Source organism: Cytobacillus massiliigabonensis, assembly GCF_900199725.1.
In the GTDB taxonomy this organism is placed as follows: Bacteria; Bacillota; Bacilli; order Bacillales; family Cytobacillaceae; genus Cytobacillus; species Cytobacillus massiliigabonensis.
The window spans coordinates 2,902,922-2,927,865 of the sequence record NZ_LT904904.1 but is presented as its reverse complement, the minus strand read 5'-3'; the positions used below and the strand labels follow the sequence as shown (position 1 = coordinate 2,927,865).

The window sequence follows — 24,944 nt, the reverse complement described above, 5'->3', positions numbered from 1 at the left end:
TAGATCCAGTAGTCCCCGAAGCGCCGGTAAGTCCCGTAGCACCAGAAGGTCCTGTAGCCCCGGTAGGTCCCGAAGCGCCGGTGGATCCCGTAGATCCAGTAGGTCCCGTAGCCCCAGTAGTCCCCGAAGCGCCGGTAAGTCCCGAAGCGCCAGTAGCCCCAGTAGTCCCCGTAGATCCGGTAGGTCCCGTAGATCCAGAAGGTCCTGTAGCGCCGGTGAGTCCTGTAGCCCCGCTGGCTCCCGTAGTTCCGGTAGTTCCCGAAGCGCCCGTAGGTCCAGTAACGCCGGTAGTTCCCGAAGCGCCCGTAGGTCCAGTAACGCCAGTAAATCCAGTAGCCCCCGTAGGTCCAGTAGTCCCCGTAGCCCCGGCAAGTCCCGTAGCGCCAGTGGATCCCGAAGCGCCGGTAGTCCCCATAGGTCCAGTAGTCCCCGTAGCCCCGGTAAGTCCCATAGCGCCAGTAGGTCCAGTGGGTCCAACAGGTCCGAAATCTCCAGTAGGTCCTCTTGGTCCAGGTGGACCGATAATTCTTTGCTTTGGAGGTTTTGGAATCGGGTAAAGTGGACAGCAGGACTGATGAAATTTTTTATGCTTCAAAACTTGACTCCTTTCATTAAATTAACTATTTATTTGTGAACTTCATAAGTAATTACAGGAGATGGCTATTAAATATTTTATTATCAAAATGAAGTTGTGGTTCGCAGAAAAGCGGAAGAGTTTTTCCTATTGCCATTTTGAAGGATTGTATCATCAAAATTTGATCAGCATAAAGTTAATTTAGAAAGCAAAAAAACACAATGCATTTGCAGATAAAGCAGTTTTTCTTTACTCAGTTCAAATGTTTATGGAGATTCTTGGAGCATTTAAACATGACATTCAATTGATACAACGCTAGTTTAATCTGCTTTTTGATAATGATCAAAAAGAATGGAACTGTCATATTATATTTGGATATTGCTTTATTGCACGACATAGTTTTTATGAGGTTTTGAACCTTAACATGCTATGAAAGGAGTGTTATACCATTGAAAGGGGTTATTCTTGCTGGCGGCTCTGGTTCTCGTTTGAAACCATTTACTCAAGTATTCAATAAACATCTGTTGCCTGTTGGCAAGTATCCAATGATTTATTGGCCCATTCTTAAATTAAGGGAAGCAGGGATCGACGAAATTCTAATAATAACCAATCCTAAAGATATTCCTTCCTTTATTGAAATATTAGGTTACGGGGAAAACCTGAATGTAGAGCTTCAATATCAAATTCAACCTAATGTAGGTGGGGGGATTGCAGATGCTCTATTAGGTGCACGCCATTATATAAATAAAGAAAAATTTATTGTTATTCTTGGCGATAATATTTTTGAGGATTCAATAGCTCCATATGTTCATAGATTTAAAGAACAGGAGAAAGGTGCAAGAGTCCTTCTTAAAGAAGTCATGGATCCTAGCCGATATGGGGTGCCACAGATTGATCTGCGAAAAAAGTTAATTCTCTCTATAATTGAAAAACCTGTTCATCCACCTTCTTCCTTTTGTGTAACGGGAATTTATATGTATGATCATGAAGTGTTTCGGTACATTAATGCCATTCGGCCCTCCGATAGAAATGAACTAGAAATTACAGACGTGAACAATATGTACATTAAAAATAACCAACTTGAATACGATATTTTAAAAGGCTGGTGGATTGATGCAGGAACACATGATTCACTTTTTAAAGCTTATCAATATGTAAACACTAACCCGATTGGGGAGAACGATTTATGAACAACCATCTCCTAATCACCGGCGGAGCTGGCTTTATTGGGGCGAATTATACTTCTTACTTGCTGGAGCATTCTAATTACTATATTACTAATGTTGATTCTCTGACCTATGCCAGTAATATGGAAGCCATTAAACGATTTGAGAAATCGAGTCAATATCGGTTCCTCCATCGTGATATTGGCAACGAGCAAGATCTGGATGCTATATTTGATCAAAAATATGCAGCGATCATTAACTTTGCTGCTGAATCACATGTGGATCGCAGTATTATGGACGCGGCACCTTTTATTCGTACGAATATTCATGGCACATTTAACCTTTTACAAGCAGTTTTAAACGGAAAAGCAATGAAAATGATTCAAATTTCAACTGATGAAGTATATGGTTCTCTTCGATCAACTGATCCTCCATTTACAGAAGAGACTCCACTTGCACCTAATAATCCTTATTCGGCCACGAAAGCAGGCGCAGATTTGCTTGTTAGATCCTACTTTAAAACACATCAGCTTCCATTAATCATCACACGCTGCAGCAATAATTATGGTCCCATTCAAAATACAGAGAAATTTATTCCTAAAGTTATTTCAAACGCACTAAAAAACATCGATATCCCTGTGTATGGCGATGGGTTAAACATCCGTGACTGGGTTTATGTAGAGGACCACTGCCGTGCAATAAAATTGGTACTAGAAAATGGTGTTCCTGGAGAAGTTTACAACATTGGAGGAAATGAAGAAAAAACAAATTTAGAAGTGATTCAACTCATCCTAAAAAAGCTGAAGAAAAGCGATCATCTCCTCCATTTTATTGAAGATCGGAAAGGCCATGACCGAAGATATTCAATGGATTCTGGGAAGATAGCAAGTAAGTTAGGATGGAAGCCACTCGTCTCTTTCTCCGAAGGAATAGATAGAACAATAGCTTGGTACAAAAAACAGGAGAACGATAGCAGGTGATCTATTGGATATTTTAATAACTGGAGCTCATGGACAATTAGGAAAGGAATTAGAGAAACAATTATGTCCATCCTATACAGTCATTTGTCTAGGAAAAAAAGATTTAGATATTACAAACAAAAATCAAGTTGATCACGTAATATCTCATTATAAACCGCAATTAATCATTCATGCTGCTGCTTTTACAGCTGTAGATCAATGCGAAATTGAGCCAAAAAAAGCAATGGAAGTAAATGCACTCGGAACACAATATATCGCACAGGCAGCTAATAAAATTCAGGCTCGTATGTTTTATATTAGTTCAGATTATGTATTCGATGGAAAGAAAAACCAGCCTTATACCGAGGAAGATGAGCCGAACCCTCAATCCATTTATGGTTTGAGCAAGTGGATGGGCGAGCGATTAGTACTTCAATGCCAAAATACAACAATTATTCGCACATCCTGGCTCTATGGACATGGGGGGAATAATTTTGTCAAGACAATGTTAAACCTTTCAAAGATTGGGAAGGAAATTAAAGTTGTTAATGATCAGGTTGGATCGCCAACCTATGTGAATGATCTCACTGAAGTGATTCTACAATTAATCCATAAAAAAAATGGAATTTACCACATAAGCAATTCTGGATCATGTACATGGCATGAATTTGCAAGAGCTATTTTTGAAGAAGCAGGGGTGAACAGTGACTTCGTTCTTCCTATCACAACAGGCGAATATAAAGCTCTTGCCCCAAGGCCGCAATTTTCAGTATTCAGTCATCAAGCTTTATTGAGAGAAAAAATTGCGATTCCTAGACCATGGAAAGAAGCACTAAAAGAATTTATTCGAAGGGAGACTTGTCATTGATAGAAGGGGTGAAGATAAAAAAGCTTGTCAAACATTGTGATGATAGGGGATTTTTTGCAGAGCTTGTTCGTGATGATGAACCTGATTTATTATCGGGCTTCGGTCAGGCCTCCTGGTCGATGAGCTATCCAGGGGTCATTAAAGCTTTTCACTTTCACGAAAAGCAAGATGATTTATGGTTCTTTCCTTCAGGAAATGCCCAAGTTGTTCTACACGATTTAAGAGATAGCTCGTCTACTAAAGGAAAAACAGATGTTTATTATTTAGGAGAAGAAAATCCAATCATACTCCTCATCCCTAAAGGAGTCGCACATGGTTACCGGGTTTTAGGCGAAAAGCCTGCAACCATAATTTACTTTACAACAGAATCTTACGATCACAAAAACCCTGATGAGAAAAGAATTGAGTGGAATGATCCATCCATCGGCTTTAACTGGAACACGAAATTTCGATAAAAATTAATTAAAGCTAAGTCAGTCAATGGTGATAATTTTAGGTCATTAATCACCTTTGGCTGACTTTTTTAGTGTTTTTCTGTCTTAGAAAAACTGTAACAATTTTAAAAAATACGGGACAAGCATACAAGAAATAATAAATAAAATGAATATAATTTAATACCTCATGAAAGGATGTGAATGTATGTCAAATTATTATACAAACAATTGTAGCTGTTTTTGTAATCCCTGTGTTTGTAGTATGCAAAAACTGCCAGGAGCAATAGGAAATGGAGGAGCAAGAGGGTTACGCGGAATGCAAGGACCACCTGGACCTCCGGGGCCAGCTGGAGCGCCAGGACCAGCTGGATTACCAGGAGCACCAGGTATTCCTGGTGCTGGCGCAATTATCCCATTTGCATCAGGTATTCCTGTTGCCCTATCTACGGTTCTAGGCGGTGTAGCTGCCACTCAAGGCTTAATTGGGTTTGGATCTTCAGGTCCAATACTAAGTGTTTTGGGAGGTCCAATTGATCTTACAGGTGCTGCTGGAACACTTCTGAACTTTGCATTTTCCGTGCCACGCGCTGGGATCATTACATCTATGTCAGCATTTTTTAGTACTACATTACTTGTTAACCTTTTAACTTCTACAGTAACGATTAGAGCTCAATTATATCGATCCGCTGCCCCTGATAGCAATATTTTTAATCCAATTCCTGGTGCCATAGTTACTTTAGCTCCAACTCTTACCGGTGTAATCGGTCTTGGATTTACTAGTACAGGGAATACTCCTGGTCTTGCTATTCCAGTTGTACAAGGAGAGCGCTTATTAATGGTATTCAGTGCAGAAGAAACTGGCGGTATACCTATTGCTGCAGCTCTTGCTGGATATGCAAGTGCGGGGGTTGCTATTAATTAACTCTGTTTTATCAAGTTTTTTCATTTTCCGTAGATGCTTATCTACGGATTTTTTTAATAATTCCTTTGAGCAAAAAAAAACTGCTTAAGCATAAATAAAAAGAGCAGAGGATGAATATATTTGATGAAGAAAAGATTTTCCAGAAAAAAGGAACTTAGAAGAATGAGGAGGGGAACCATTAGAGGGAGGGATGTAAAATGGCAAACAGAAACCCACCTAAAGAAAGGCAAATTGTCTGTTATGTTGTAAATGACCTTCAGCTCGCTCAGGTTGCAAAAATATGTAATGATTATGGGATACTTTCCATCATTAAAATAAAACCATATGTTGACATTTCACAGCTAAAAAAAGCGTTAAAATTTAAAATGAAAGATAAATTATACGACCCTTGCCCATGCGGAAAAGGCGGGAAGTTTAAGTTTTGCTGTTATAAAAAGGAAGTAAATATTGAATTAAATGATTGATATAATGATTCTCACATAACTGTTCTATGTATATCTTTGTATTAAAAAAATGCTTAAATCCTTTTAGTCTTTACGACAATAAGGATTTAGGCATTTCTATTTAAATAGGACATACTAACACTAAAATCAATCTTTACTATGACTATTTTTTCCCTTTAAGAGTAATATCATAGTAATGAAGTGTTGGAGAGAGTGTGTCAAAATCATTTACTATTTTTTCAATATTTGTATGAATGATGCCCAAATTTTCAACATTTCGATTTATAATCCCGATACTTGGAAAATAATCAAGTGTTCTGTTTATATCTTCCTTTGTGGTTCCATTTCTTAGTAAATGAAAAGGACTGTATTCCATTACGACTATGGTATGGGCTTCAATTAAAGGAAGACAAGAATTAAGAATTTCAATGTCAGCTCCTTGTGTATCTATTTTTATAACATCAAAATATTTTGGTGCTTTTTCACCCAAGCACTTGTTTAAAAAATCAACGATGTCTACCATTAACACTTGATTTGAAAAAGTGCTAAAATTTCCAGAATCAAAATCATTATTTAGCGGTTTTGAAATTCTATGGTCTCCGAAATTTCCGTTATTCTTATAGAATGAAATAAATTTTTGCTCATTACCCAAAGCATAATTAAAAGTGTGAATATTTTCTACTTGATTAATAACAATGTTAAGATTTAATAGTGCATAATTTAATGGATCAGGTTCAAAACAAAAAAATGTAGCAGATGGTTCTAATTTTGCTAATGGAATTGACATTAAACCAATATTTGCACCTGCGTCAAGAACATTGGAACCTGGCTTAACAACAGAATTTAAGTATTTCAATTCTTGCTCCTCGAAAACTATTCCTTGCCTTAAACTTTCACCAATAATTTGATCTTTTATATGAGTATAGAACCAAAAAGGTGTATTATTGAATATAACGTTAGCTAATACAAAAGGGTTCACTTAACAAACCTCCTGTTTTTTTTTATCAAAAGATAATTTATATAGTATTCAAAAATAAATTACATGAACATAGTTCAGATGCCAATATTTAATAAAATTTGTATATTTGGGCATTTATCATAATTCGGTAATAAAATTTTATTCTCATATTCAAAAAAATGGACCGGGCAAAATTGTGCCAGGTCCATTTTTGAGTTTTAGCCCAATTGAAAAGTAGTTTTATTGCTTACTAGGCATTTACCTATACCTTCCAAGATTCATTCCCATATAATACCTCAATATTATGTTTTCCTTAGAAACAATAAGTCTTATACCATAATAAAATATTTAAATTAAAGGAGGTATTTAAAATACAACCTTTATTTTTAGAACCTATTTTTAAAGATAGGATATGGGGAGGTACTGCTTTATACGATCGATTTGGCTATCAAATTCCTTCCAAAAAAACAGGTGAGTGCTGGGCAATTTCTGGTCATCCAAATGGTGAAAGCATTGTGAAAGCTGGAACGTATAAAGGGAGAACTCTTAGTGATCTTTGGATAAATAATCGTGAATTGTTTGGGAATTATCCGTCCCCCGTCTTTCCGCTCCTTACTAAGATCCTTGATGCAAATGCAGATTTGTCGGTCCAAGTACACCCTGATGATGAATATGCAACAAAGTATGTAAATGGGGAGCTTGGAAAAGCAGAATGCTGGTACATTATTGATTGCAAGGAAAATGCCGAACTCATTCTTGGACATTTCGCTAATTCGAAAAAAGAATTAGCTGAGGGGGTTAAAAAAGGTCAATGGGACCAATTGCTGAATCGAATGACTGTAAAACCTGGAGATTTTTTTTATGTGCCTTCTGGAACCATTCATGCTTTGTGTGAGGGAATTTTAGTATTGGAAACACAGCAAAGCTCTGATATTACTTATCGGGTATATGACTATGATAGAAAGGATCGTAATGGAAAAAAGAGAGATCTACATTTAGAAAAAGCTCTTGAGGTTATACACGTGCCAAGTATTGAAAATAAAATAAAGCCTATAGTTAAAAAACAAGGTAAAAATTCGATTATCACATATATTCAGACTAGAGAATTCTCTGTATATAAATGGGAAATTCATGAAGAATTTAAAATGGTACAAGACCAGCCGTTTCAATTAGTAAGTTTGATTAATGGCACTGGAATGTTAACAGCAAACGGGGAAACATACACGATTCAGAAAGGTGATCATTTTATTTTGCCCGCACAAATAGGAGTGATTACGTTTAAAGGTGATTTTGAAACAATCGTATCCCATCCAAAAACGTAACAGAGAGGAGGAGAAAAATGAATAAACACCTCATGAAGAAAGGTGTTAATTTAATTGGATATGCCAGGGCTGAATTTGGATTAGGGGAAGCATGCCGTTTAGCGGCAAAAGCATTGGAGTCCGCTGGTGTTCCTTTTTGTATCATAAATTTTCCTTACTCTCCTTCCAGGCAAAATGATCTAACTTGGAAACATAAAGAAGTACCTGCACCGTTATATAATACAAATATTTTCTTTATTAATGCTGACCAAATGTACTACTATTACAAAAAAAATATCTTAAAAAGGGCATGGTTTAGAAATCGGTATAATATTGGCTATTGGCATTGGGAGTTGCCGAATTTTCCTGTTTTTTGGAATGTAAGCTTTAACTTAGTAAATGAAATTTGGGTTCCATCTCAATTTACTTTTCAATCAATCTCTAAAAATACCTACAAACCTGTTGTTATCATGCCACACGGAATCTTTGTTGAAAATCCTAGTAACATGAATCGTAAATATTTTGGATTACCAGAAAGTCGATTTTTATTCTTAAATATGTACGATACTCAAAGTACATCAGCAAGGAAAAATCCAAATGGAGTGATCGATGCATTCAAAAAAGCTTTTAAGAAGAATGATGGTCAAGTGGGTTTGGTTCTTAAAGTAAATAATTCAGCCCATTTTTCAAAGGAATTAGCAAAGCTAAAATATAAAATTGCAGAATATGAAAATATACGCGTGATTGACAATATTTTAAGCCGACAAGAGTTGAATGGTTTGATGAATGTAATGGACAGTTATGTATCGCTTCATCGGTCAGAGGGATTTGGTTTGCCAATTGCTGAGGCAATGTCCTTAGGAAAGCCAGTCATCGCGACTAATTGGTCTGGAAATGTTGATTTTATCAATGAAAATAATGCCTGTTTAGTAGATTTCACTATAGAAAAAATAGAGAAAAATTATGGACCCTATCTTGCAAATCAAGAATGGGCCGAGCCTAATATTTTTCATGCAGCTAACTATATGACAAAACTAGTTCATGATAGGGGATACGCTAATAGAATTGGGTTAAATGCCCAAAAAACTATTAAGTCAGATTTTTCACCAATAAGCATTGGTATGAAATATAAATCCCGACTTACAGAGTTAGGATTAATCTAAATATAATAAATACAGTAAAAATAGATATTTACCGAGTTCCCGCCACTTATTTGATTCATATAATGGAAATTGATTAGACTGTGAAGGATTCCCTTCAAACTCCAAGTTAGATATTAAAATACAAAAAAGGTGTGGAAAAATATGAAAGCAATTATTTTGGCGGGAGGGCAGGGTACTCGGTTTTGGCCTTTAAGTTCTGAAGACAAACCTAAACAGTTTCTGAACTTAATTTCCAATGATTCAATGCTCCAGGAGACTTATCAGCGTTTTAGAAACTGGCTACCCGCCGAAAAGGTGTTTGTCGTTACAACAGATAAGTATTTGTCTTTAGTATTGAAGCAATTACCCGAACTGCAAGAGGGTCAAATTATTTTAGAGCCTGATCAACGTGATACAGCACCTTGTATTGCCTTAACTGCTATGCATTTTCTAAATCAAAAGGACGATGAAGTCCTCGTAATAGCTCCGTCGGACCAATATATAGGGAATAGCCAGGTCTTCCAGCATGCGCTAACACTGGCTGAAAATGTAGCTGAACAAAATGATTCGATTGTTACTCTCGGTATCCGCCCAACTGGCCCTGAGACGGGCTATGGTTATATAAAAGCTAATAAAAATCCTCCATTTTTTTCATCCGCCTATCAAGTAGAGGAATTTATCGAAAAGCCTGATATAAAAAAAGCGGAAGTATTGATTTCGGATGAGAATGTTTTTTGGAACAGCGGCATTTTCATCTGGAAACCTTCAACAATAGCTTTTAACTTTCACAAGCACCAACCAGAGATGTGGAAACTCATCAATGCCAATCAAACTAAGTTACAAGAAGTCTATTCTTTATTACCGAAGGTGTCCATTGATTACGCGATTTTGGAGAAGGCGGAGAATGTGTTCACTGTCCCTGTAAATTTTGAATGGGATGACATAGGATCATGGACTTCATTAGGCCGTATCCACTCATCTGATCATAATAACAATTGCCAGACCGGAGATGTTATGGCAGCTTCATCAAAAAATTGCATCGTATATTCTGACCGAAAGACCCTTCTTATTGGTGTAGAGGATCTTATAGTCGCCTCAACAGAAAAGGGAATTTTGGTATGTCACAAATCTGAAGAACAGAGGATCAAAAAATTACTTAATAAAGAAAACATTACAAAGAAAAAATTTAATGATAACTGATCGAAAAAAAAGATTTCCTTCATATTATATAACATTGCTAAAAATAGGGAGGACTGAAAATTGAAAAAAGCGCTGATTACAGGAATTACAGGTCAAGACGGTTCGTATCTTGCTGAACTTTTATTGGAAAAGGGCTATAAAGTATACGGACTCAAAAGGCGAACGGCTACACCGAATTTTGAAAATATCAAGCATATTCAAAACGAAATTGAATTTTTTTCAGGAGATCTTCGTGATATGACTTCTTTATCTGAAGCGGTTCAAGCAATCCAGCCAGACGAAGTTTATAATTTGGCAGCTCAATCGTTTGTTGGAGATTCCTGGAGACAGCCCATTTATACTGGAGAGGTTACAGGATTAGGTGTAACAAATATTCTTGAGGCAATTCGTTTAGCAAAACCAGATGCTCGTTTTTACCAAGCATCAAGCAGTGAGATGTTTGGTAAAGTGATGGAAACTCCCCAAACAGAAAAAACCCCCTTTTATCCTCGCAGTCCCTATGGTGTTGCGAAAGTATATGGTCATTGGATTACGGTAAATTATCGTGAAAGCTATGGGATGTATGCATGCTCTGGAATATTGTTCAATCATGAATCTCCACGCAGAGGAATTGAGTTTGTAACGAGGAAAGTGACGGATGCTGTTGCTAAAATTAAGCTTGGACTTCAAGAAAAACTCCTCTTAGGAAATTTAGACGCCAAACGAGACTGGGGTTTTGCTGGAGATTATGTAAAAGCAATGTGGTTGATGCTGCAGCAAGCAGAGCCAGATGATTTTGTAATAGCTACGGGAGAGACACATACTGTTAAAGAATTAGTTGAAGTCGCTTTTGAATATGTAGGACTAAATTGGCATGATTATGTCGTTCAGGACCCGCGATTTATGCGGCCAGCTGAGGTAGATATTTTATTAGGTAATCCAACAAAAGCGAAAAAGAAACTGGACTGGGAACCTCAAGTAAGCTTCCAAGAGCTTGTTCGTCTTATGGTTGAAACCGACCTTAAGAAATACAAAAAAGCAAGTGATTAATTTTGGGAGATTACAAAAGAAATACAATTTTTCTATCTTAATTTGGAGCAAAGAGTTATTACCAGGAAAGGTTTAATAATTCTTTAGAAAATTTGTAAGGGGCGAAAATAATCTATGAAAGTATATTTTAATACAATGAAATTTTTAAGCAGATCATTTCATCGAATTGAGAAGTATTTCAAACAATATGCTCCAAAGGAAATAAAATGGGTAGATTCTCTAGAAGATGCAGATTTTATAATAGAACAATTAGTTGGTTCAAATCCAGATTTATTATCTAAACTAAATATTGGTAAGCCTTATGCAATTATCTTCAATGGTGGGATCCGTGATGGTCTTGCAGAATACTTTAAAAATGCAAAATGGGTTTTTTCGTTTTTACCAGTAGAAAATGAAGGGTTTGAAGGAAATTTTATTTTGTCGCCACTAGGTGTAGATAGTAGCATTTTTAAAAGAATTGAAGGAATAAATAAAGATATTGATATAATAACAACTGGCTATGTGGCATATTCGGAAGGTATTGATTCTGTAATAATGGCAAACACAAAAAATAATGGAAATCTCGTCCACATGGGTGGAGACTTAATTCATGATTTAAAGCAACCAGTTCAAACAATTGGTGGTGTAAGAAGAGTAGAAGGCATAACTGATAATGAGCTTGTTCATCTATATAATCGTGCAAAATATGTCTCTGGATTACGAAGAACGGAAGGATTTGAGTTACCTGTAATTGAAGGGTTATTGTGTGGGGCAAGGCCGATTTGTTTCGACTCGCCTATATATCGGAGATGGTTTGATGGTTTAGTAACATTTATTCCAGAGTTAGACGATAAAGATGAACTTGCTGAAAAAATATTGGAAGTTTTTAAAGGTCCTTATAAACCAGTTTTACCTTCTGAACAAGAATATGTAAAAAATTATTTTAGTTGGGAAAAAATTTCTCAGTCCTTTTGGAATGGATTAAAAATATAGCATAAATAGGAAAACAAGATTGGCAACGTAAAAAGTTTCGAATTTGACTGCTTGTTCCAAATAATGAAGGTTTACCTTAAATTGGAGGAATTGTAATAAAATGAATATTATAAATAGAGAATTATTTTTTAATATTTTCGGTAGTGGTACAATTGATGATGAACTTCCTGGTTTTACTGGATATGATATTGAGCCTTTAATTGCTTTTTCACGGACTTTTCATCCTAAAACAATAATTGAAATTGGTATTCAACGTGGAGCAACAGCTAAATGTATTCTTGACAATAGCCCATGGATAGAAAAATATATAGGTATAGATGTAACACCAGATTATAGTACTCCTTTATCCATTCAACAACAGGAAGTGCCTCAGATAGCTGGTGAATATGTTAAGGATGATCCTAGGGTTGAACTAATTATTAAACCTAATGGTTCACGGGATTTAAAATCGTCTGACCTCCCAACTGCAGATATTATTTTTATTGATGGTGATCATTCTTCAACTGGTGTTATGTTAGATACAGAGTTAGCTAGGCAGGTTATTCGATATGGAGGAATTATTTGCTGGCATGACTACGGAAATCAACTGGTACCTAACGTATCTGAAGTAATAGATAATTTGAATGCAACAGAAGGTAATCAAATATGTTTAATTGAAAATGGATTTTTATGCTTTCAATTTTGCAGAGAAGGAAGATAGTATCTATTTTTGTGTAATCAGTCAATCTTTTTATGAAGCCTCTTTCATCTAAATAGAATGTACGACCTGCTAATGTACAAAAAAACTTCCTTTAAGAAGGAGACTATTGAAAACTCCAAATTAAGTAAAAGGTATAGTACCCATTTTTTATGGGATATACCTTTTTTATTGTATTCTGGCTCAACTTTTAAAATTTGTGCTTAACGAGAAAAAAAAACATCAGTATCTGATGTGTAAGTATGCATGATTTCCGCGTATGCCGCTTTAAAACAGCAAATGCTATTTGGAGAGGCTGTAGAGGAAGTTGCCTATATATGAAACATTTTTTTTAAAAGGTATTTTTGCTGCTTTTAATTTACAATTTCATTGGATTAATAATTTTTTGAAATTCGGTGCTGTTTAAGAGTTCAATTAGAAGGTGTATTTTTGAAGTTCCTCGTAATAGTTTATTGTAATTAATTATTTTTTCAGTATTACTTGGTTCTCTATTTAATAATTCATTGAATAATTTATGAATAAAATGTTCATGATCATAGTTTAATAAATTCGTAATTCTTAATCCGATTGTTTCATTGTAATTACCTACTCTTGAAAAAATATTATTTGCCTCTGGGCTTAATAAAAAACTAGAAATTAATAAAGTTCTTTTAACACCTCGTGTTAAATTTTTTTGGTGGACATTAAATCCTATTTGATCTGGTTCGCGATTTAATATCTCAATATATAAATGTTGCAAGAATTGATCATTATTTAACTTATATAGTTGAGTAAAGAATCCTAAAATTCTTTTCTCTTTATCATCAAAAGGAGTAAATATTTCGTCATTTTTCTCAGGTATCTGCTGATAAGCTATTAAAACTTCTTTCCCTACATTCTCCCAATTATATTGTTTAACATGTTTCAAGCCTTTTTGCCTCAGTGAAGTTTTTAATTCGTTGTTTAACAAGATCGTTTCCAAACCACGAGATATTTCTTCCACTTTTTCAGGATTTATTTTATATGCAGCATTCCCTGCTATTTCATTTAGAGAGGAAGTATTTGAAGTTAAAACTGGAACTCCACATGCCATTGCTTCTAGTACAGGGAGCCCTAATCCCTCGTAAAGGGAAGGGAATACAAAGAGATCTGCTCCATTATATATTTCAATTAGGTCATTTAGTGGTACAAATCCAGTTAAGACAATATTTCTATTTATATCTAATTCTTTAGAAAGACTGTAAAGTTGTTCTATTTCTTGGGGACTAAGATAATTAAATATTACTATTTGGTATTGATCCGCAATGGATAATTCAGAAAAAGCTTTAAGAAATCTTCTGAGATTCTTCCTATACTCAACACCACCGGAAAACAAGATGTAAGGTTGTACAATTTTATATTTTGAATAAATTAATTTTAAGTCTATGGACTCTTTAACTTTAAAGTTGTCGTCTACCCCTCCCATTATAACTTTTATTTTTGTTGGATCAAAATTTGAATGTGCAACTGCATCGTTTTTTGTTGTTTCAGAAATTGCCAAAATTAAATCACAGGATTTAATAAATTCTATTGTTTGGAAATATGTTGGTGCTGTAGCTTCACTAAGATACATGGAAGGAAATAATAGCGGAATTAGGTCAAAGAGAGTTACAACAATTTTAGTATTTTTAAACCATCGTTTTTGGGGATGATTATTTCCTATAAAATCAAAAGGACTAGTTATGTGAAAAATATCAATTGAATTCTTGTTTAAAAAAGAATCTAAATCGTCCCTTAAATATGTGCTTTGTGAATATGGATAATAAAAATAATAAGAATTATTATTATCAAGCTGTTGAATCGCTTCAATTAAATTTCTATTATATTGACCTATTCCTCGTATATTAGAATGTGTTTGGGTAAAACTCATATCAAAAGCAATGTTCAATGTTAATCACCTCTGAGCATTTAAATGAATAGGAGATAACTTTCCTAAATGAGGACACAACTAGGATTTTTTACGATGAATATTCAATTGCTAATTAATTTATGCCTTTTACGGAAAATGAGTGACCGTTAAAATGAAATACTGTAAAAATTTCACTGTAATTATTTACAAAAAATGTACTCTGGTATATAATCTTTACTTTTCCAGCTTTTGGTAGGGGAGAATAACCACTTTTCCTAATTTATCTTCCTTCTCTACAAATTTGAAAACATAAAAATCCATTTTCAATCAGAAAAATATGATTCCCTTCCTTTATATTCAAATCATCTATTACCCTGGTTACATCCGGTACTAATGAATTTCCGTAGTCGTGCCAGCAAATAATTCCGCCTTTTCGAATCGTTTGTCGCGCTAAAATGGTATCTAAAAAAACACCATTTGCTGAATGGTCTCCATCAATTAAAATTAAATCTGCAGCGGGAAGATGACCAGGGGATAAATCTCTTGTACCATTTGGTGTTAAAATTAGTTCGACTTGGTGATAATCTTTAACTAATTCTCCAGCGATTTGCGGGACCTCTCCTTGTTGAATAGACAAGGTAGTTTGAGAGTCTGGTGTAAGGTCTATTCCAATATATCTTTCTACAGAAGGACAATTATCTAAAATGCATTTTGCTGTAGCTCCTCGTTGAATGCCAATTTCAATGATCGTTTTTAAATGAAAAGTTTGTACAAATGCTAAGATTGGCTCGATATCATTAAAGCCCATGAAAATAGATGGCTCACCAAAAAATGTACCCCTACCAAAAAGTTTAAAAAAAGTATCTCTTTCTATAATACTCATATACTAATCCTCCCACTATAATGTATTGTTTTAGAATATGCTGAAAAAATTTAAATGGAACAAGCTATTCTGGAAAAATAAGAAAAATGATTGTTTAAAAAGTATGACGAAAAAGGCAATTGACCTTGTTCCGCTTGTCATAGACCTAACATAACATTTAAAGATACAGAAAGATTTTAGGGGATGATTGAGTTTGCTAAAACCATAAACAGAGTAACTTTCATAACTTTGGGTCTTTCTTTGTAGTGACAGTTTTTGCGAAATCGTTTATTAATATTTGAAATGACTAAACAAGGGCAAATATTCAGTTACACCATTTGTAAACAAGAGATTTTTAAATAGCTAAAATCTTATGAGCTGCATCTGAAGGGATGGACATTAACACATGGTAGAAAATATTAATTTTTATGAAAAGAAAATTCAATCTCAAAATGGAGAAGATGGAATACTCGAGGAAATATTTAATCGAATAGGCACTACTAATAAGTTTTTTGTAGAATTTGGAGTTGAAGAAGGGTTAGAATGTAACACTTCCTATCTTTCAATGTATAAAAATTGGGGAGGATTATTAATTGAAGGAAGCCCTGATTATTATGCAAGATTGGTAAATAACTATCAGAGCAGGGGATTAAACAAAGTTCTCTTTTCCTATAATTTAGTAACAGTAGAAAATATTAACTTAATATTCAATCAGAATAATGTACCAGCAGAATTTGATCTGTTGTCAATCGATATAGATGGGAATGATTATTGGATTTGGAAAGAACTTAGTAATTATAAACCTCGTGTAGTAGTAATTGAGTATAATTATGCTTATCCTCCTCCAAGAAAGTGGGTTATGGTATATAACCCTTCACATAATTGGAATGGTACAGATTATTTTGGAGCGAGTCTTACCTCATTAACTGAATTAGGAAAACAAATGGGCTATTCTCTGCTTGGAACAGATTTTAGTGGTGTGAATGCATTTTTTATACGAAATGATCTTTTACAACAATCAGGATTTCCGGAAAAAACACCTGAAGATGCATATAATTCATTTAAACATGGATCACAAAATGGAAAAATTGGTCACCAGTCAGGAGAGGGACCATTTTTAGAGATATAAATTTTATTATTTGAGACTATTGAGTAAATAAATTATTATACTAAATAATGATGAAATCGGTAGAGTGAATTTTTTTGACAACTCTGCCGATTTTTTATGTGCGCTCGGCATTGGTGATAACTTGATAGTGAAAGTCCGCTTCAGACTTGGCAGTAGGAAATAGTAGATATATTTTAATCGTTTAGACCAACATTAGTTAAATACCTGACTCAGACTACTCGCATAGAAGAGGAAAAAGCTTAGTATCAAATTCAGGATGCTTATGGGAATATGGAATTTAAATATAGGAAAAAAGGCAAGTGACCTTGTTCCGCTTGTCCTAGGCATAACATAACATATAAAGAAACAGTAAGATTTTAGGAGGTGATTGTGTTTGCTTAACGATAAACAAGTAAACATTCATAACTATGGATCTTTCTTTCAGCCAACTGGCTATGCAAAATTAAATCGGTCATTAATATTGGAAATGGTGAAACAAGGGGCAAATATTCGGTTTACACCTTGTGTAAATGAGAGGGAGCCGGTGTCCATGGATCCAGCCGAAGTGACATTGTTAAAAAGTCTTTCCCATCGACCTTTACTGGAGAACCATCTTGTTTTGTATAACTTTATTCCAAGTTATTTAACAAAAGATCCAAATCACTTTAGTATTGGTTTGACAATGTTTGAGTGTAATAGAATCCCAGTGGATTGGACCCATGCATGCAATCAAATGGATGAAATCTGGGTTCCATCAACCTTTAATTATCATACCTTTATTCAAAGCGGGGTTCAGCCTCACAAGCTTAAAGTAATGCCTTTGGGAGTCGACACGAACACCTATCGGCCAGGTGCTCCACCTTTATATATTAACGGTAAACGCAGCTTTTCCTTTTTAATTATGAGTTCATCTGGGTGGGATGCACGCAAAGGATACGATGTACTGCTGCAGGCATTTGCTGAAGAGTTTAGGGAAGAAGAGGATGTTAGCTTAATCATCAAAATCCGCGCAAGCAGCCAAGAAGAGATTCGTCAGCAGCAGGAGAGGGTAAATCAATTTGTTCACCAAATAGCAGGTAGAAAAAGAGATTCAATTATATTTCTTTCTACAACCGATGATTGGAGTGAAGAGAGATTAGCACAGTTATATAACAGTGTGAATTGCTATGTTCTGCCTACTCGCGGAGAAGGGTGGAGCATGACAGTGATGGAAGCGATGGCAACAGGTCTTCCTGTCATTACTACTAATTGGTCAGCTCATCTTGATTTTATTAATCATACTAATGGCTATCTTATCGATGTAAAAGGCTATCAAAAGCTAAATACCGATCTTTCATGGGCAGAGCCAAATAAAGACCACTTAAGGTCTTTAATGAGACATGTCTATATGAATCAAAATGAAGCTGGATATAAGGGACAGCTTGCGAGAGATACCGTGTTAAATAGCTACACATGGTCTAAAAGTGCTGAAAGAATGATGGACAGGTTTCGAGAAATAATTATTTAATCATTTCGCAACGATGGAAAATGGAGAGATGATCGTGCAAATTGTCTGGAAAGGATCAGTTTATGATCATTCAGGTTATAGTAGAGCTACTAGGGAATATCTTCTAGCGCTACATTCAAATGGAATCGATGTAAAGCTTGATTTAATTAACAATGGATTTCAATTAGAACTCCCTATAGATCAAAGCATTTTGTTTAGACAATTAATTGAAAAGCCGAATGCTATCGGAAATCAAGTATATATCTTACATCAGCCCCCTGATTCATGGAGTCGGATGCCTGGAATAACTATTGGCTTCACTTATTGGGAAACATCAAAAATTCCTGATCATTGGATAAGCAAGTGTAATGAAATGGATGCTGTTTTTGTTTCAAGTGAACATAATGTTCAGGTCATGCGCCAAGCTGGAATAAGAGTTCCAGTATTTAAAATAAGACCATGTTTATCTCCTCAAATCTTACATTCTTTTTCTAGTCAAATTCCATTTTACATTCATCAGCTCCCTTCATTTCGTTTTTTATCTATTTTTACATGGATTGAAAGGAAAGGGTATGATTTATTGCTCAAAGCCTATTTCGAGGAATTTTCATCAAATGAAGATGTAGTGCTTATTATTAAAACTGGCGCACATAATAACCAAAAGATTGAAGAACTGGTCTCGGCGGAAAGCAGAAAATATAACGATCCTGGAAGATATTATATTGACTTGTCCATTAGAAATGAATTCGAAATGGAAGGTTTATATAATCATTGCAGTGCTTTCGTTCTTCCGAGCCGTGGGGAAGGAATTGGTTACCCAATGCTTGAAGCTGGTAAACGGGGTCTCCCGGTCATTGCGACAGCATGGGGAGGTCAGCTTGACTTTCTTTACGAACAAAACAGTTATTTAGTTCCCTATCACTTCGTTCCGGTAATGCCACAACCTCATTATCACGGCTATAGAAATGATCAGTTATGGGCAGAAGCTTCTGTTGAACATTTGAAGCAAGGGATGAGGAACATCTATGTAAATTATAAAGATGCAGCTAATAGAGGCAATAAATTAAAAAGCTTCATTGACCATACATTTACCTTTGACCTGGCTGCAAAGGATTTAACATATGCTTTAAATCAATTGACTGGTGGAAGGTTTCATGAGGGTTTAAATAAAATAAACTCGTATCACGAAAACGAATTTAGAGTGATGGAAAAAATTTACCAGTTATGTCGATGCGAGTACTCTGAATTCATTAATGGGTTATATAAGGAATTATTATTACGTTCGCCAAACCCAATTGAACTTGAGCATTATCGAAATCTATTATTCTCTGGCGTTAGCAAATTATCTATAATAGGAGCCATTTTACAAAGTGAAGAATGTAGTCGGCATTTCAACCAGCCTCTCAATGCTCTAATTAGATCTAATCAAACGATTATTGAAGTTTTAAGAACATTAAACGATTACGATGATACGATTTTTGTCAAATGCCTATACCGAGAATTGCTATTTCGTGAACCTGATGAAGAAGGAATGCAAGGCTTTTTAAATCTACTGATTCAAGGCGGAAGCAGGATGTCTGTTATTGCATCTATTCTGACATCTCCTGAATGTACAGCACTTTTACTAATGTAAATCCGACTTGAAAGTAATAAGCAAAATCTTTTATGTGTTTTTCAATCAATAATTTATTTTGTACATTTTTATTTCTCTGGGGTGGTTGAGTTGAGAATCATTCAAAAGTTATATGATATTTACCAAAAAGATGGACCAGATTTTGTTACTAGTTTATACAGAGAGTTGCTACTTCGGGAAGCGAATTCCATTGAAATCGAACATTATCAGAATCTTTTCATGTCTGGCTACAGCAAAATCTCCCTTATCCAATCTATCCTGCAAAGTAATGAATGTATGCAGTATTACAATCACCCGCCTGCCATTCTCGCCAGACAAAACCAAACAGTCGCTGGAATTTTAAGAACGTTCTTTCAATCGAATGAAACTTTATTTGTTCAGAGCCTTTACAGAGAATTGTTATATCGTGAACCTGATATAGGAGGGTTGTATGGATTTGTAGGAATGCTTAAGAAACGAGGCAGTCGGTTTACAGTTTTAGGAGATATATTAACATCTGAGGAATGCATGTTACTTCTAAGTTCACCTAATCCTCCTTGGAAAGGTGAGTTCGAAGATATTGTAAGCTGCATTATTCCAAGCTTTAATCAAGTTGATTTAGTCAAACAATGCGTAAACACTTTAAAATCGATGACCACAAAAACTTCTTACGAGATTATCGTCGTGGATGATGGAAGTACCATGCATATTCAACAGCAGCTGTTGGAATGGGGATCACAGGAAAATATTAAAGTCATATTAAAAAACCAAAACCAGGGTTTTAGCTGCACAGTCAATCAAGGAATTAGAAACGCTAGAGGTAAACATATCGCTCTCGTTAATAATGATATTATTTTTCATCAACCTGATTGGTTAGAGAAAATGCTAAGTACTATAAAAAGCTCACCAGAAATTGGTGTTGTTGGTGCACGCTTGCTTTATCCAAATCAAACCATTCAGCATGGAGGAATGGGCGCAGATCTTTACCATCGATACGTGGGATTAGCCGCAGATTACGCACCTGCCCTTGCCGTTAATGATGTTCATGCTGTCACAGGTGCCTTATTTCTAATTAAACAGGATGCCATTGCAGATTTAGGCCTTTTCTCTGAAGATTTTTTTACTGGTTTTGAGGATGTAGAATTTTGCTTCAGAGCAAGATTAAAAGGATGGAGGGTGGTTTACTGCGGCCCAGCAGCAGCTATTCATTTAGAAGGTCAAACAAGAGGAGGACATCAAAAAATTAAATACTACATGCTTAAGGATTTTGAAGCCGGTAAACAATTTGATTTGAAATGGAGGGGTTATTATCACATCCTTAAATCATAGAGAAATTGTATACGTCCTTGAAGCTAATGGTGTTTCAGGAGGAGTTAAGAATGTATTTGAACATATAAATCATTTACATGATTTGGGTTACCGGGTGCATTTGTTTTCATTAGATAATCACCCGCGATGGTTTCCGCTAAAGGTGCAGACAAGGAGATTTAAAAACTATCAGAAAATGCTGCAGCAGCTTAAGCTAATGGATGCGATAAAAGTTGCGACTTGGTGGAATACACTAGACACCGTGGTTGCTAGCTGCGATCCGTTTCAAAATGGACGGGGCATCCCATTTTACCTTGTACAAGATATTGAAGAGAGCTATTACCCACATTCACCAGAAATGAGGGCAAGAGTTCTTCAAACCTACCAGAAAAATATTCATTATATAACGGTAGCAGACTGGACAACTCAACAATTGGCGCAGCGTTTTCAAAAACAGGCTGCGAATGTTTCAATCGCTATTGATCATGATGTCTTCAGACCAAATAGAACGCACGATTATGATCCGCTTCGCATTTTGGCATGCAGTAGAAAAAGTCAACATTTAAAAGGCTTTCATGTAACCGCCGAGGCTGTACAAAAGGTTCATCAAATGTTAAACAGCGTATCTTTAGTTACATTCGGATTAGAACAGCCTAATATTCCCCATATCCCTTTACTGCATTTTTCTGTCCCTGATGATCGAACAGTCGCTTATCTTTACGCGAATTGTGGCGTTTTTGTCCAAACCTCTTTCCATGAAGGATTCGGTATGCCCATCCTCGAGGCAATGGCATGCGGTGCACCTGTGGTTACTACGAGAGCGAATGGAAATGAAGAATTTTGTATAGATGGGCATAACTGTTTAATGGTGAATAGTGGAGATGCTGATGGTGTAGCAAATGCAATTTATAGAGTACTAACAGATCGAGAACTGGCAAATTATCTTGCTGCAAATGCTATACAAACAGCACAAAAATATAACTGGCCGCGAGTAATGAGTAATCTAACTTCAGAGTTTAACAAATATTAAAGGAAACTTAATTCTGTTTGAACAAGCTCCTGGCATTGAAGTAATCTATTTGTTATTTCCGTTTTGTCTTTTCGATAATAAAGAAAGCCTTTATTTATCCAATTTAAAACTTCAATTAGAGCTTGTTCCCATTCTTCCCTTTGCTGCAAAAACCCATATTGTTTAGCGTTAACAACAAGATGAGTTAAATCTTCAATTCCCTCTACTTGTTTCATATATGACTGTAATTGCTGATCTCGGTGTAATCGAAAGCAGCTTAAAGGTTCTGAAATATAGGCTATGTTTCCTTTTGATAACAATAATATCCAAGAGGCCATATCTACACTGAAATGATATCTTCGTCCTCTTAACGTCCCAAAAGGCTCTTTTAAATCCTGTTTACGGAATAGTGGAGTTGTTGGTTCGCCTATATAATTATGGCAATTCATTAAAATTTGGTTTCCTATTTCAATTCCAGAAGCAATGGCATCTGTTTTGCTTATTTTTTGATTCAATTGCCCATCTGGAAGAGGCAATCCATATTCATTTATCAGGTTTCTATGAGAAGTAACTAGTGAAATTTCTTCATTGTGATCATTTAAAAAATAAGCCATCATTTTTTCTATCTTCTCTGGATAAAATAGATCATCATCCATTAAGTAATTAATGTACCTCCCATTTGCTTTCTCAAATAAGCTTAAGTTGTTATCCAAAGATCCGAGAGTGCGTGGATTGCGTACAAAGGTAATATTCGAATGAGCAGGTAAATATTTGGATAGCAAAAGGTTTTCTGTGTCATCATTTGAGCTATCATCGCCAACAAGAATTTCAATATTTGGATATGTTTGCTGCAAAGCGCTCGTTAAAGCTAATTCAAAATAATGTGGGCGGTTATATGTAGGAATTAAAATAGAAACGAGCGGATACCTTTCCTTGTTGTTTTCTTTCATTTATATCGCCCCTTTTTAATCATAATGCTAAAGCGTACATACTCTTTCAAAATATTAATAAATGAAAGTGAATGAAAATCAATGAATATATTTATAAATGATGCGAATAAAGAGGTGACTGCAAGTTGAATAACAAAAAAATATGCTTTATTTCTTGTGTGAATCATGCTGAAAAATACAATAGAGCATTACAATATATACATTCTCTAAAGATTCCAGAAGGCTATGAAATCGAAACAATTTCTATTGAGAATGCTTCAAGCTTGACATCAGGATACAATCAAGGGATGAAAAGAAGTGATGCAAAATATAAAGTATATCTGCATCAGGACACTTATATTCTTAATAATCATTTCATTCACGATATTATTTCGTTATTTAATAAATATCCTAAATTAGGAATGCTAGGAATGGTGGGAGCGAAGACGATTCCTAATGGTGTTTGGTGGAATAGTAAGCTCGTATATGGTGCGGTTTATTATACCCCTAAAGGCAAAAGTACAATAGGAACTTTAGCTAACCGCGCCGTCATAGAAGACTATGAGAAAGTTAAGGCGATTGATGGTTTAATCATGGTGACCCAGTACGATCTCGAATGGCGAGAAGAATTATTCCAAGGCTGGCATTTCTATGATGTTTCTCAAAGCTTAGAATTTGAAAAAGCGGGATATGATGTAGGAGTTCCAAGGCAAATACGTCCATGGTGTCTCCATGCAACAGGGACAGTAAACCTAAACGGTTACGAAGAAAACAGGATAATATTCGTTCAAAATTATGAAGGATATTTTTAGGGCTTAATATAGCTTATCCTTTACATTTGATAATTAAGTACAGAAGTACAAGCAAAAACTTAATTTTTTCATATTGTACATTAAGAAGGTGAGGTGATCCTATGTGTCTATGCAATAAAATTAATAAAATATATTCAGCTGATGGCAAGTATCATGGAAGACCAATGCAGATGACAAAAGTTGCTCCATCTCAAGTGATGATCAAGAAAACTCCTAATATGGCAACCAAGTATGGAAATAACAGATAAATAGACTTTGGAAAGCGATTGTCATCTCAATCGCTTCTTCCTAAAATAATTTATTGCCAGTTCCATTAGATGGTGGAATTACTAATAATATGAATTAATTTGTCAAGCCGCTTTTCAAATGTATGATCTTTTAATACTCGATTTCTGGCTTTAGCTGCCATACTTTGCCGCTCACTATCATTTTGCAAATAATAATCAATCTTTTTTAGAAGCTCATCATTACTTCTAAAAACTGCTATTTCCTCATCTTCAACGAAGTGGTTTGGTAAATCCTCTTTGAATTCAATCAATTGAAAGGCCTCACACGCGGCAACATCAAAGGTTCGATTGTTAATGCTTTTTCCTTTAATGCCAAGACGATTTTGATTATGTTTTAGGTTAAATGGACGGTGTGTATTTAAGGTGATTTTTGCGCAGTTATAAAAATCTGCTGCTATGGATGGTTTTACCCAGCCTTCATTTATGATTAGTTTTGGATTATGCTGATAATAATACAATGGTTTTTTCCAGTTTCCTACAACCCTAATAATGTATGGAGTGTTTTGTAAAAGGAATTGGATAGATTGTACCCGATCAGGATAAGGGTAGCCAACGATGCATAAATCGCTTTTTAATTTCTCTACCATCTCTTTAGGCATAAATATATCTGGTTCAGTGGCAAGCGGTAAATGGTAAGCGTGAGTGTGGCCGTTATTTCTATAAAAGTCAAGTGCTGCTGTATCGATGGTAAAAACAAAGTCGTAATGACGGGAAAGTTCAGCCGTTTGATCCATGAAATACGGGTCTTCTGTGAACCAAATCGCTGTCTTTATTTTATTTGCTTTTAGCCATTGGACCATGCTGACAGGCAGCTTAAAGCCTACCATTGTGATAGCAGCTTCAGGCATAAATGTTGTTGTCAGTAATTGTAATGAACGAAGTCCGTTTTTATTCTGAAAGTACCTTACTTCATGTTTTTTGCTTAACTCTTGTACTATCCATGCTTCAAAATGGTCGTAGATCCCATTATACCCTGAAGAAATAAAGAGGATTTTCATT

General features: G+C 35.4%; 23 protein-coding genes and 1 pseudogene. 18 read left to right on the top strand and 6 right to left on the bottom strand.

Annotated elements, in window-relative coordinates:
• Positions 1 to 595: pseudogene (locus tag C1726_RS25650) on the bottom strand (hypothetical protein); the annotation flags it as partial.
• Between the two features lie 428 nt (positions 596 to 1,023).
• Here C1726_RS25650 and C1726_RS25645 point away from each other — a divergent pair.
• The 6 genes from C1726_RS25645 to C1726_RS25620 all read left to right on the top strand — a co-directional run bounded on the left by C1726_RS25645 (position 1,024) and on the right by C1726_RS25620 (position 5,387).
• Positions 1,024 to 1,764, top strand: a complete 741-nt coding sequence (locus C1726_RS25645; RefSeq protein ID WP_102275742.1) for a sugar phosphate nucleotidyltransferase — start codon at positions 1,024 to 1,026, stop codon at positions 1,762 to 1,764.
• Positions 1,761 to 2,720, top strand: a complete 960-nt coding sequence (gene rfbB, locus C1726_RS25640; protein WP_102275741.1) for a dTDP-glucose 4,6-dehydratase — start codon at positions 1,761 to 1,763, stop codon at positions 2,718 to 2,720. Before C1726_RS25645 ends, rfbB begins: the two co-directional genes overlap by 4 nt.
• A 4-nt stretch (positions 2,721 to 2,724) precedes the next feature.
• On the top strand, positions 2,725 to 3,567 hold the full coding sequence (gene rfbD, locus C1726_RS25635) for a dTDP-4-dehydrorhamnose reductase (RefSeq protein WP_102275740.1): 843 nt from the start codon (positions 2,725 to 2,727) through the stop codon (positions 3,565 to 3,567).
• Positions 3,564 to 4,022 carry a dTDP-4-dehydrorhamnose 3,5-epimerase family protein gene (locus tag C1726_RS25630; protein WP_102275739.1) on the top strand — a complete coding sequence of 153 codons (459 nt, stop codon included), beginning with the start codon at positions 3,564 to 3,566 and terminating at the stop codon, positions 4,020 to 4,022. Before rfbD ends, C1726_RS25630 begins: the two co-directional genes overlap by 4 nt.
• Positions 4,023 to 4,263: 241 nt before the next feature.
• Positions 4,264 to 4,923, top strand: coding sequence for an exosporium glycoprotein BclB-related protein (locus C1726_RS25625; protein WP_322091014.1), 660 nt, complete (start codon positions 4,264 to 4,266; stop codon positions 4,921 to 4,923).
• 197 nt (positions 4,924 to 5,120) lie between these two features.
• The gene (locus C1726_RS25620; RefSeq protein ID WP_216629082.1) at positions 5,121 to 5,387 is read left to right on the top strand and encodes a hypothetical protein; all 267 of its coding nucleotides are present in this window, start codon (positions 5,121 to 5,123) and stop codon (positions 5,385 to 5,387) included.
• 142 nt (positions 5,388 to 5,529) lie between these two features.
• Here the strand turns inward: C1726_RS25620 and C1726_RS25615 are convergent, their stop codons facing one another.
• Positions 5,530 to 6,345, bottom strand: coding sequence for an FkbM family methyltransferase (locus C1726_RS25615; RefSeq protein WP_102275737.1), 816 nt, complete (start codon positions 6,343 to 6,345; stop codon positions 5,530 to 5,532).
• Between the two features lie 350 nt (positions 6,346 to 6,695).
• On the opposite strand from C1726_RS25615, the gene manA reads away from it, so the two are divergent.
• From manA to C1726_RS25585, 6 genes are all read left to right on the top strand, one after another.
• Positions 6,696 to 7,646: a mannose-6-phosphate isomerase, class I gene (gene manA, locus C1726_RS25610; protein WP_102275736.1), complete on the top strand. Its 951-nt coding sequence runs from the start codon at positions 6,696 to 6,698 to the stop codon at positions 7,644 to 7,646.
• 32 nt (positions 7,647 to 7,678) lie between these two features.
• Positions 7,679 to 8,788 carry a glycosyltransferase family 4 protein gene (locus C1726_RS25605; RefSeq protein WP_102275945.1) on the top strand — a complete coding sequence of 370 codons (1,110 nt, stop codon included), beginning with the start codon at positions 7,679 to 7,681 and terminating at the stop codon, positions 8,786 to 8,788.
• A 141-nt stretch (positions 8,789 to 8,929) separates the two neighbouring features.
• On the top strand, positions 8,930 to 9,967 hold the full coding sequence (locus C1726_RS25600) for a mannose-1-phosphate guanylyltransferase (RefSeq protein WP_102275735.1): 1,038 nt from the start codon (positions 8,930 to 8,932) through the stop codon (positions 9,965 to 9,967).
• 60 nt (positions 9,968 to 10,027) lie between these two features.
• The gene (gene gmd, locus C1726_RS25595; protein ID WP_102275734.1) at positions 10,028 to 10,996 is read left to right on the top strand and encodes a GDP-mannose 4,6-dehydratase; all 969 of its coding nucleotides are present in this window, start codon (positions 10,028 to 10,030) and stop codon (positions 10,994 to 10,996) included.
• A 114-nt stretch (positions 10,997 to 11,110) separates the two neighbouring features.
• The gene (locus C1726_RS25590) at positions 11,111 to 11,968 is read left to right on the top strand and encodes a glycosyltransferase (protein WP_102275733.1); all 858 of its coding nucleotides are present in this window, start codon (positions 11,111 to 11,113) and stop codon (positions 11,966 to 11,968) included.
• Positions 11,969 to 12,068: 100 nt separating this feature from the next.
• A complete protein-coding gene (locus tag C1726_RS25585; RefSeq protein WP_102275732.1) occupies positions 12,069 to 12,668 on the top strand; it encodes a class I SAM-dependent methyltransferase in 600 nt (199 codons plus the stop codon).
• A 355-nt stretch (positions 12,669 to 13,023) separates the two neighbouring features.
• Here the strand turns inward: C1726_RS25585 and C1726_RS25580 are convergent, their stop codons facing one another.
• Positions 13,024 to 14,571, bottom strand: coding sequence for a glycosyltransferase (locus C1726_RS25580; protein WP_102275731.1), 1,548 nt, complete (start codon positions 14,569 to 14,571; stop codon positions 13,024 to 13,026).
• A gap of 241 nt (positions 14,572 to 14,812) precedes the next feature.
• The gene (locus C1726_RS25575) at positions 14,813 to 15,415 is read right to left on the bottom strand and encodes a class I SAM-dependent methyltransferase (RefSeq protein ID WP_102275730.1); all 603 of its coding nucleotides are present in this window, start codon (positions 15,413 to 15,415) and stop codon (positions 14,813 to 14,815) included.
• Between the two features lie 385 nt (positions 15,416 to 15,800).
• On the opposite strand from C1726_RS25575, the gene C1726_RS25570 reads away from it, so the two are divergent.
• The 5 genes from C1726_RS25570 to C1726_RS25550 all read left to right on the top strand — a co-directional run bounded on the left by C1726_RS25570 (position 15,801) and on the right by C1726_RS25550 (position 21,938).
• Complete coding sequence (locus C1726_RS25570) at positions 15,801 to 16,523, top strand: FkbM family methyltransferase (protein ID WP_102275729.1); 723 nt, start codon at positions 15,801 to 15,803, stop codon at positions 16,521 to 16,523.
• Between the two features lie 373 nt (positions 16,524 to 16,896).
• Positions 16,897 to 18,009 carry a glycosyltransferase family 4 protein gene (locus tag C1726_RS25565; RefSeq protein WP_235822854.1) on the top strand — a complete coding sequence of 371 codons (1,113 nt, stop codon included), beginning with the start codon at positions 16,897 to 16,899 and terminating at the stop codon, positions 18,007 to 18,009.
• 34 nt (positions 18,010 to 18,043) lie between these two features.
• Positions 18,044 to 19,621 (top strand): DUF4214 domain-containing protein, encoded by a 1,578-nt coding sequence (locus tag C1726_RS25560; RefSeq protein WP_235822853.1) that lies wholly within the window; start codon positions 18,044 to 18,046, stop codon positions 19,619 to 19,621.
• Positions 19,622 to 19,711: 90 nt separating this feature from the next.
• A complete protein-coding gene (locus tag C1726_RS25985; RefSeq protein WP_142385113.1) occupies positions 19,712 to 20,929 on the top strand; it encodes a glycosyltransferase in 1,218 nt (405 codons plus the stop codon).
• Positions 20,930 to 21,023: 94 nt separating this feature from the next.
• Entirely contained in the window at positions 21,024 to 21,938 is a 915-nt protein-coding gene (locus C1726_RS25550; protein WP_235822852.1) for a glycosyltransferase family 4 protein, read from the top strand.
• Here C1726_RS25550 and C1726_RS25545 read toward each other — a convergent pair.
• Positions 21,935 to 22,867 (bottom strand): glycosyltransferase family 2 protein, encoded by a 933-nt coding sequence (locus C1726_RS25545; RefSeq protein WP_102275726.1) that lies wholly within the window; start codon positions 22,865 to 22,867, stop codon positions 21,935 to 21,937. The genes C1726_RS25550 and C1726_RS25545 overlap by 4 nt on opposite strands.
• Positions 22,868 to 22,992: 125 nt before the next feature.
• On the opposite strand from C1726_RS25545, the gene C1726_RS25540 reads away from it, so the two are divergent.
• Positions 22,993 to 23,658 carry a glycosyltransferase family protein gene (locus C1726_RS25540; RefSeq protein ID WP_102275725.1) on the top strand — a complete coding sequence of 222 codons (666 nt, stop codon included), beginning with the start codon at positions 22,993 to 22,995 and terminating at the stop codon, positions 23,656 to 23,658.
• 313 nt (positions 23,659 to 23,971) lie between these two features.
• On the opposite strand, the gene C1726_RS25535 is transcribed toward C1726_RS25540, so the two are convergent.
• A complete protein-coding gene (locus C1726_RS25535; RefSeq protein ID WP_102275724.1) occupies positions 23,972 to 24,943 on the bottom strand; it encodes a CgeB family protein in 972 nt (323 codons plus the stop codon).
• Between the last annotated feature and the right edge of the window lies 1 nt (position 24,944).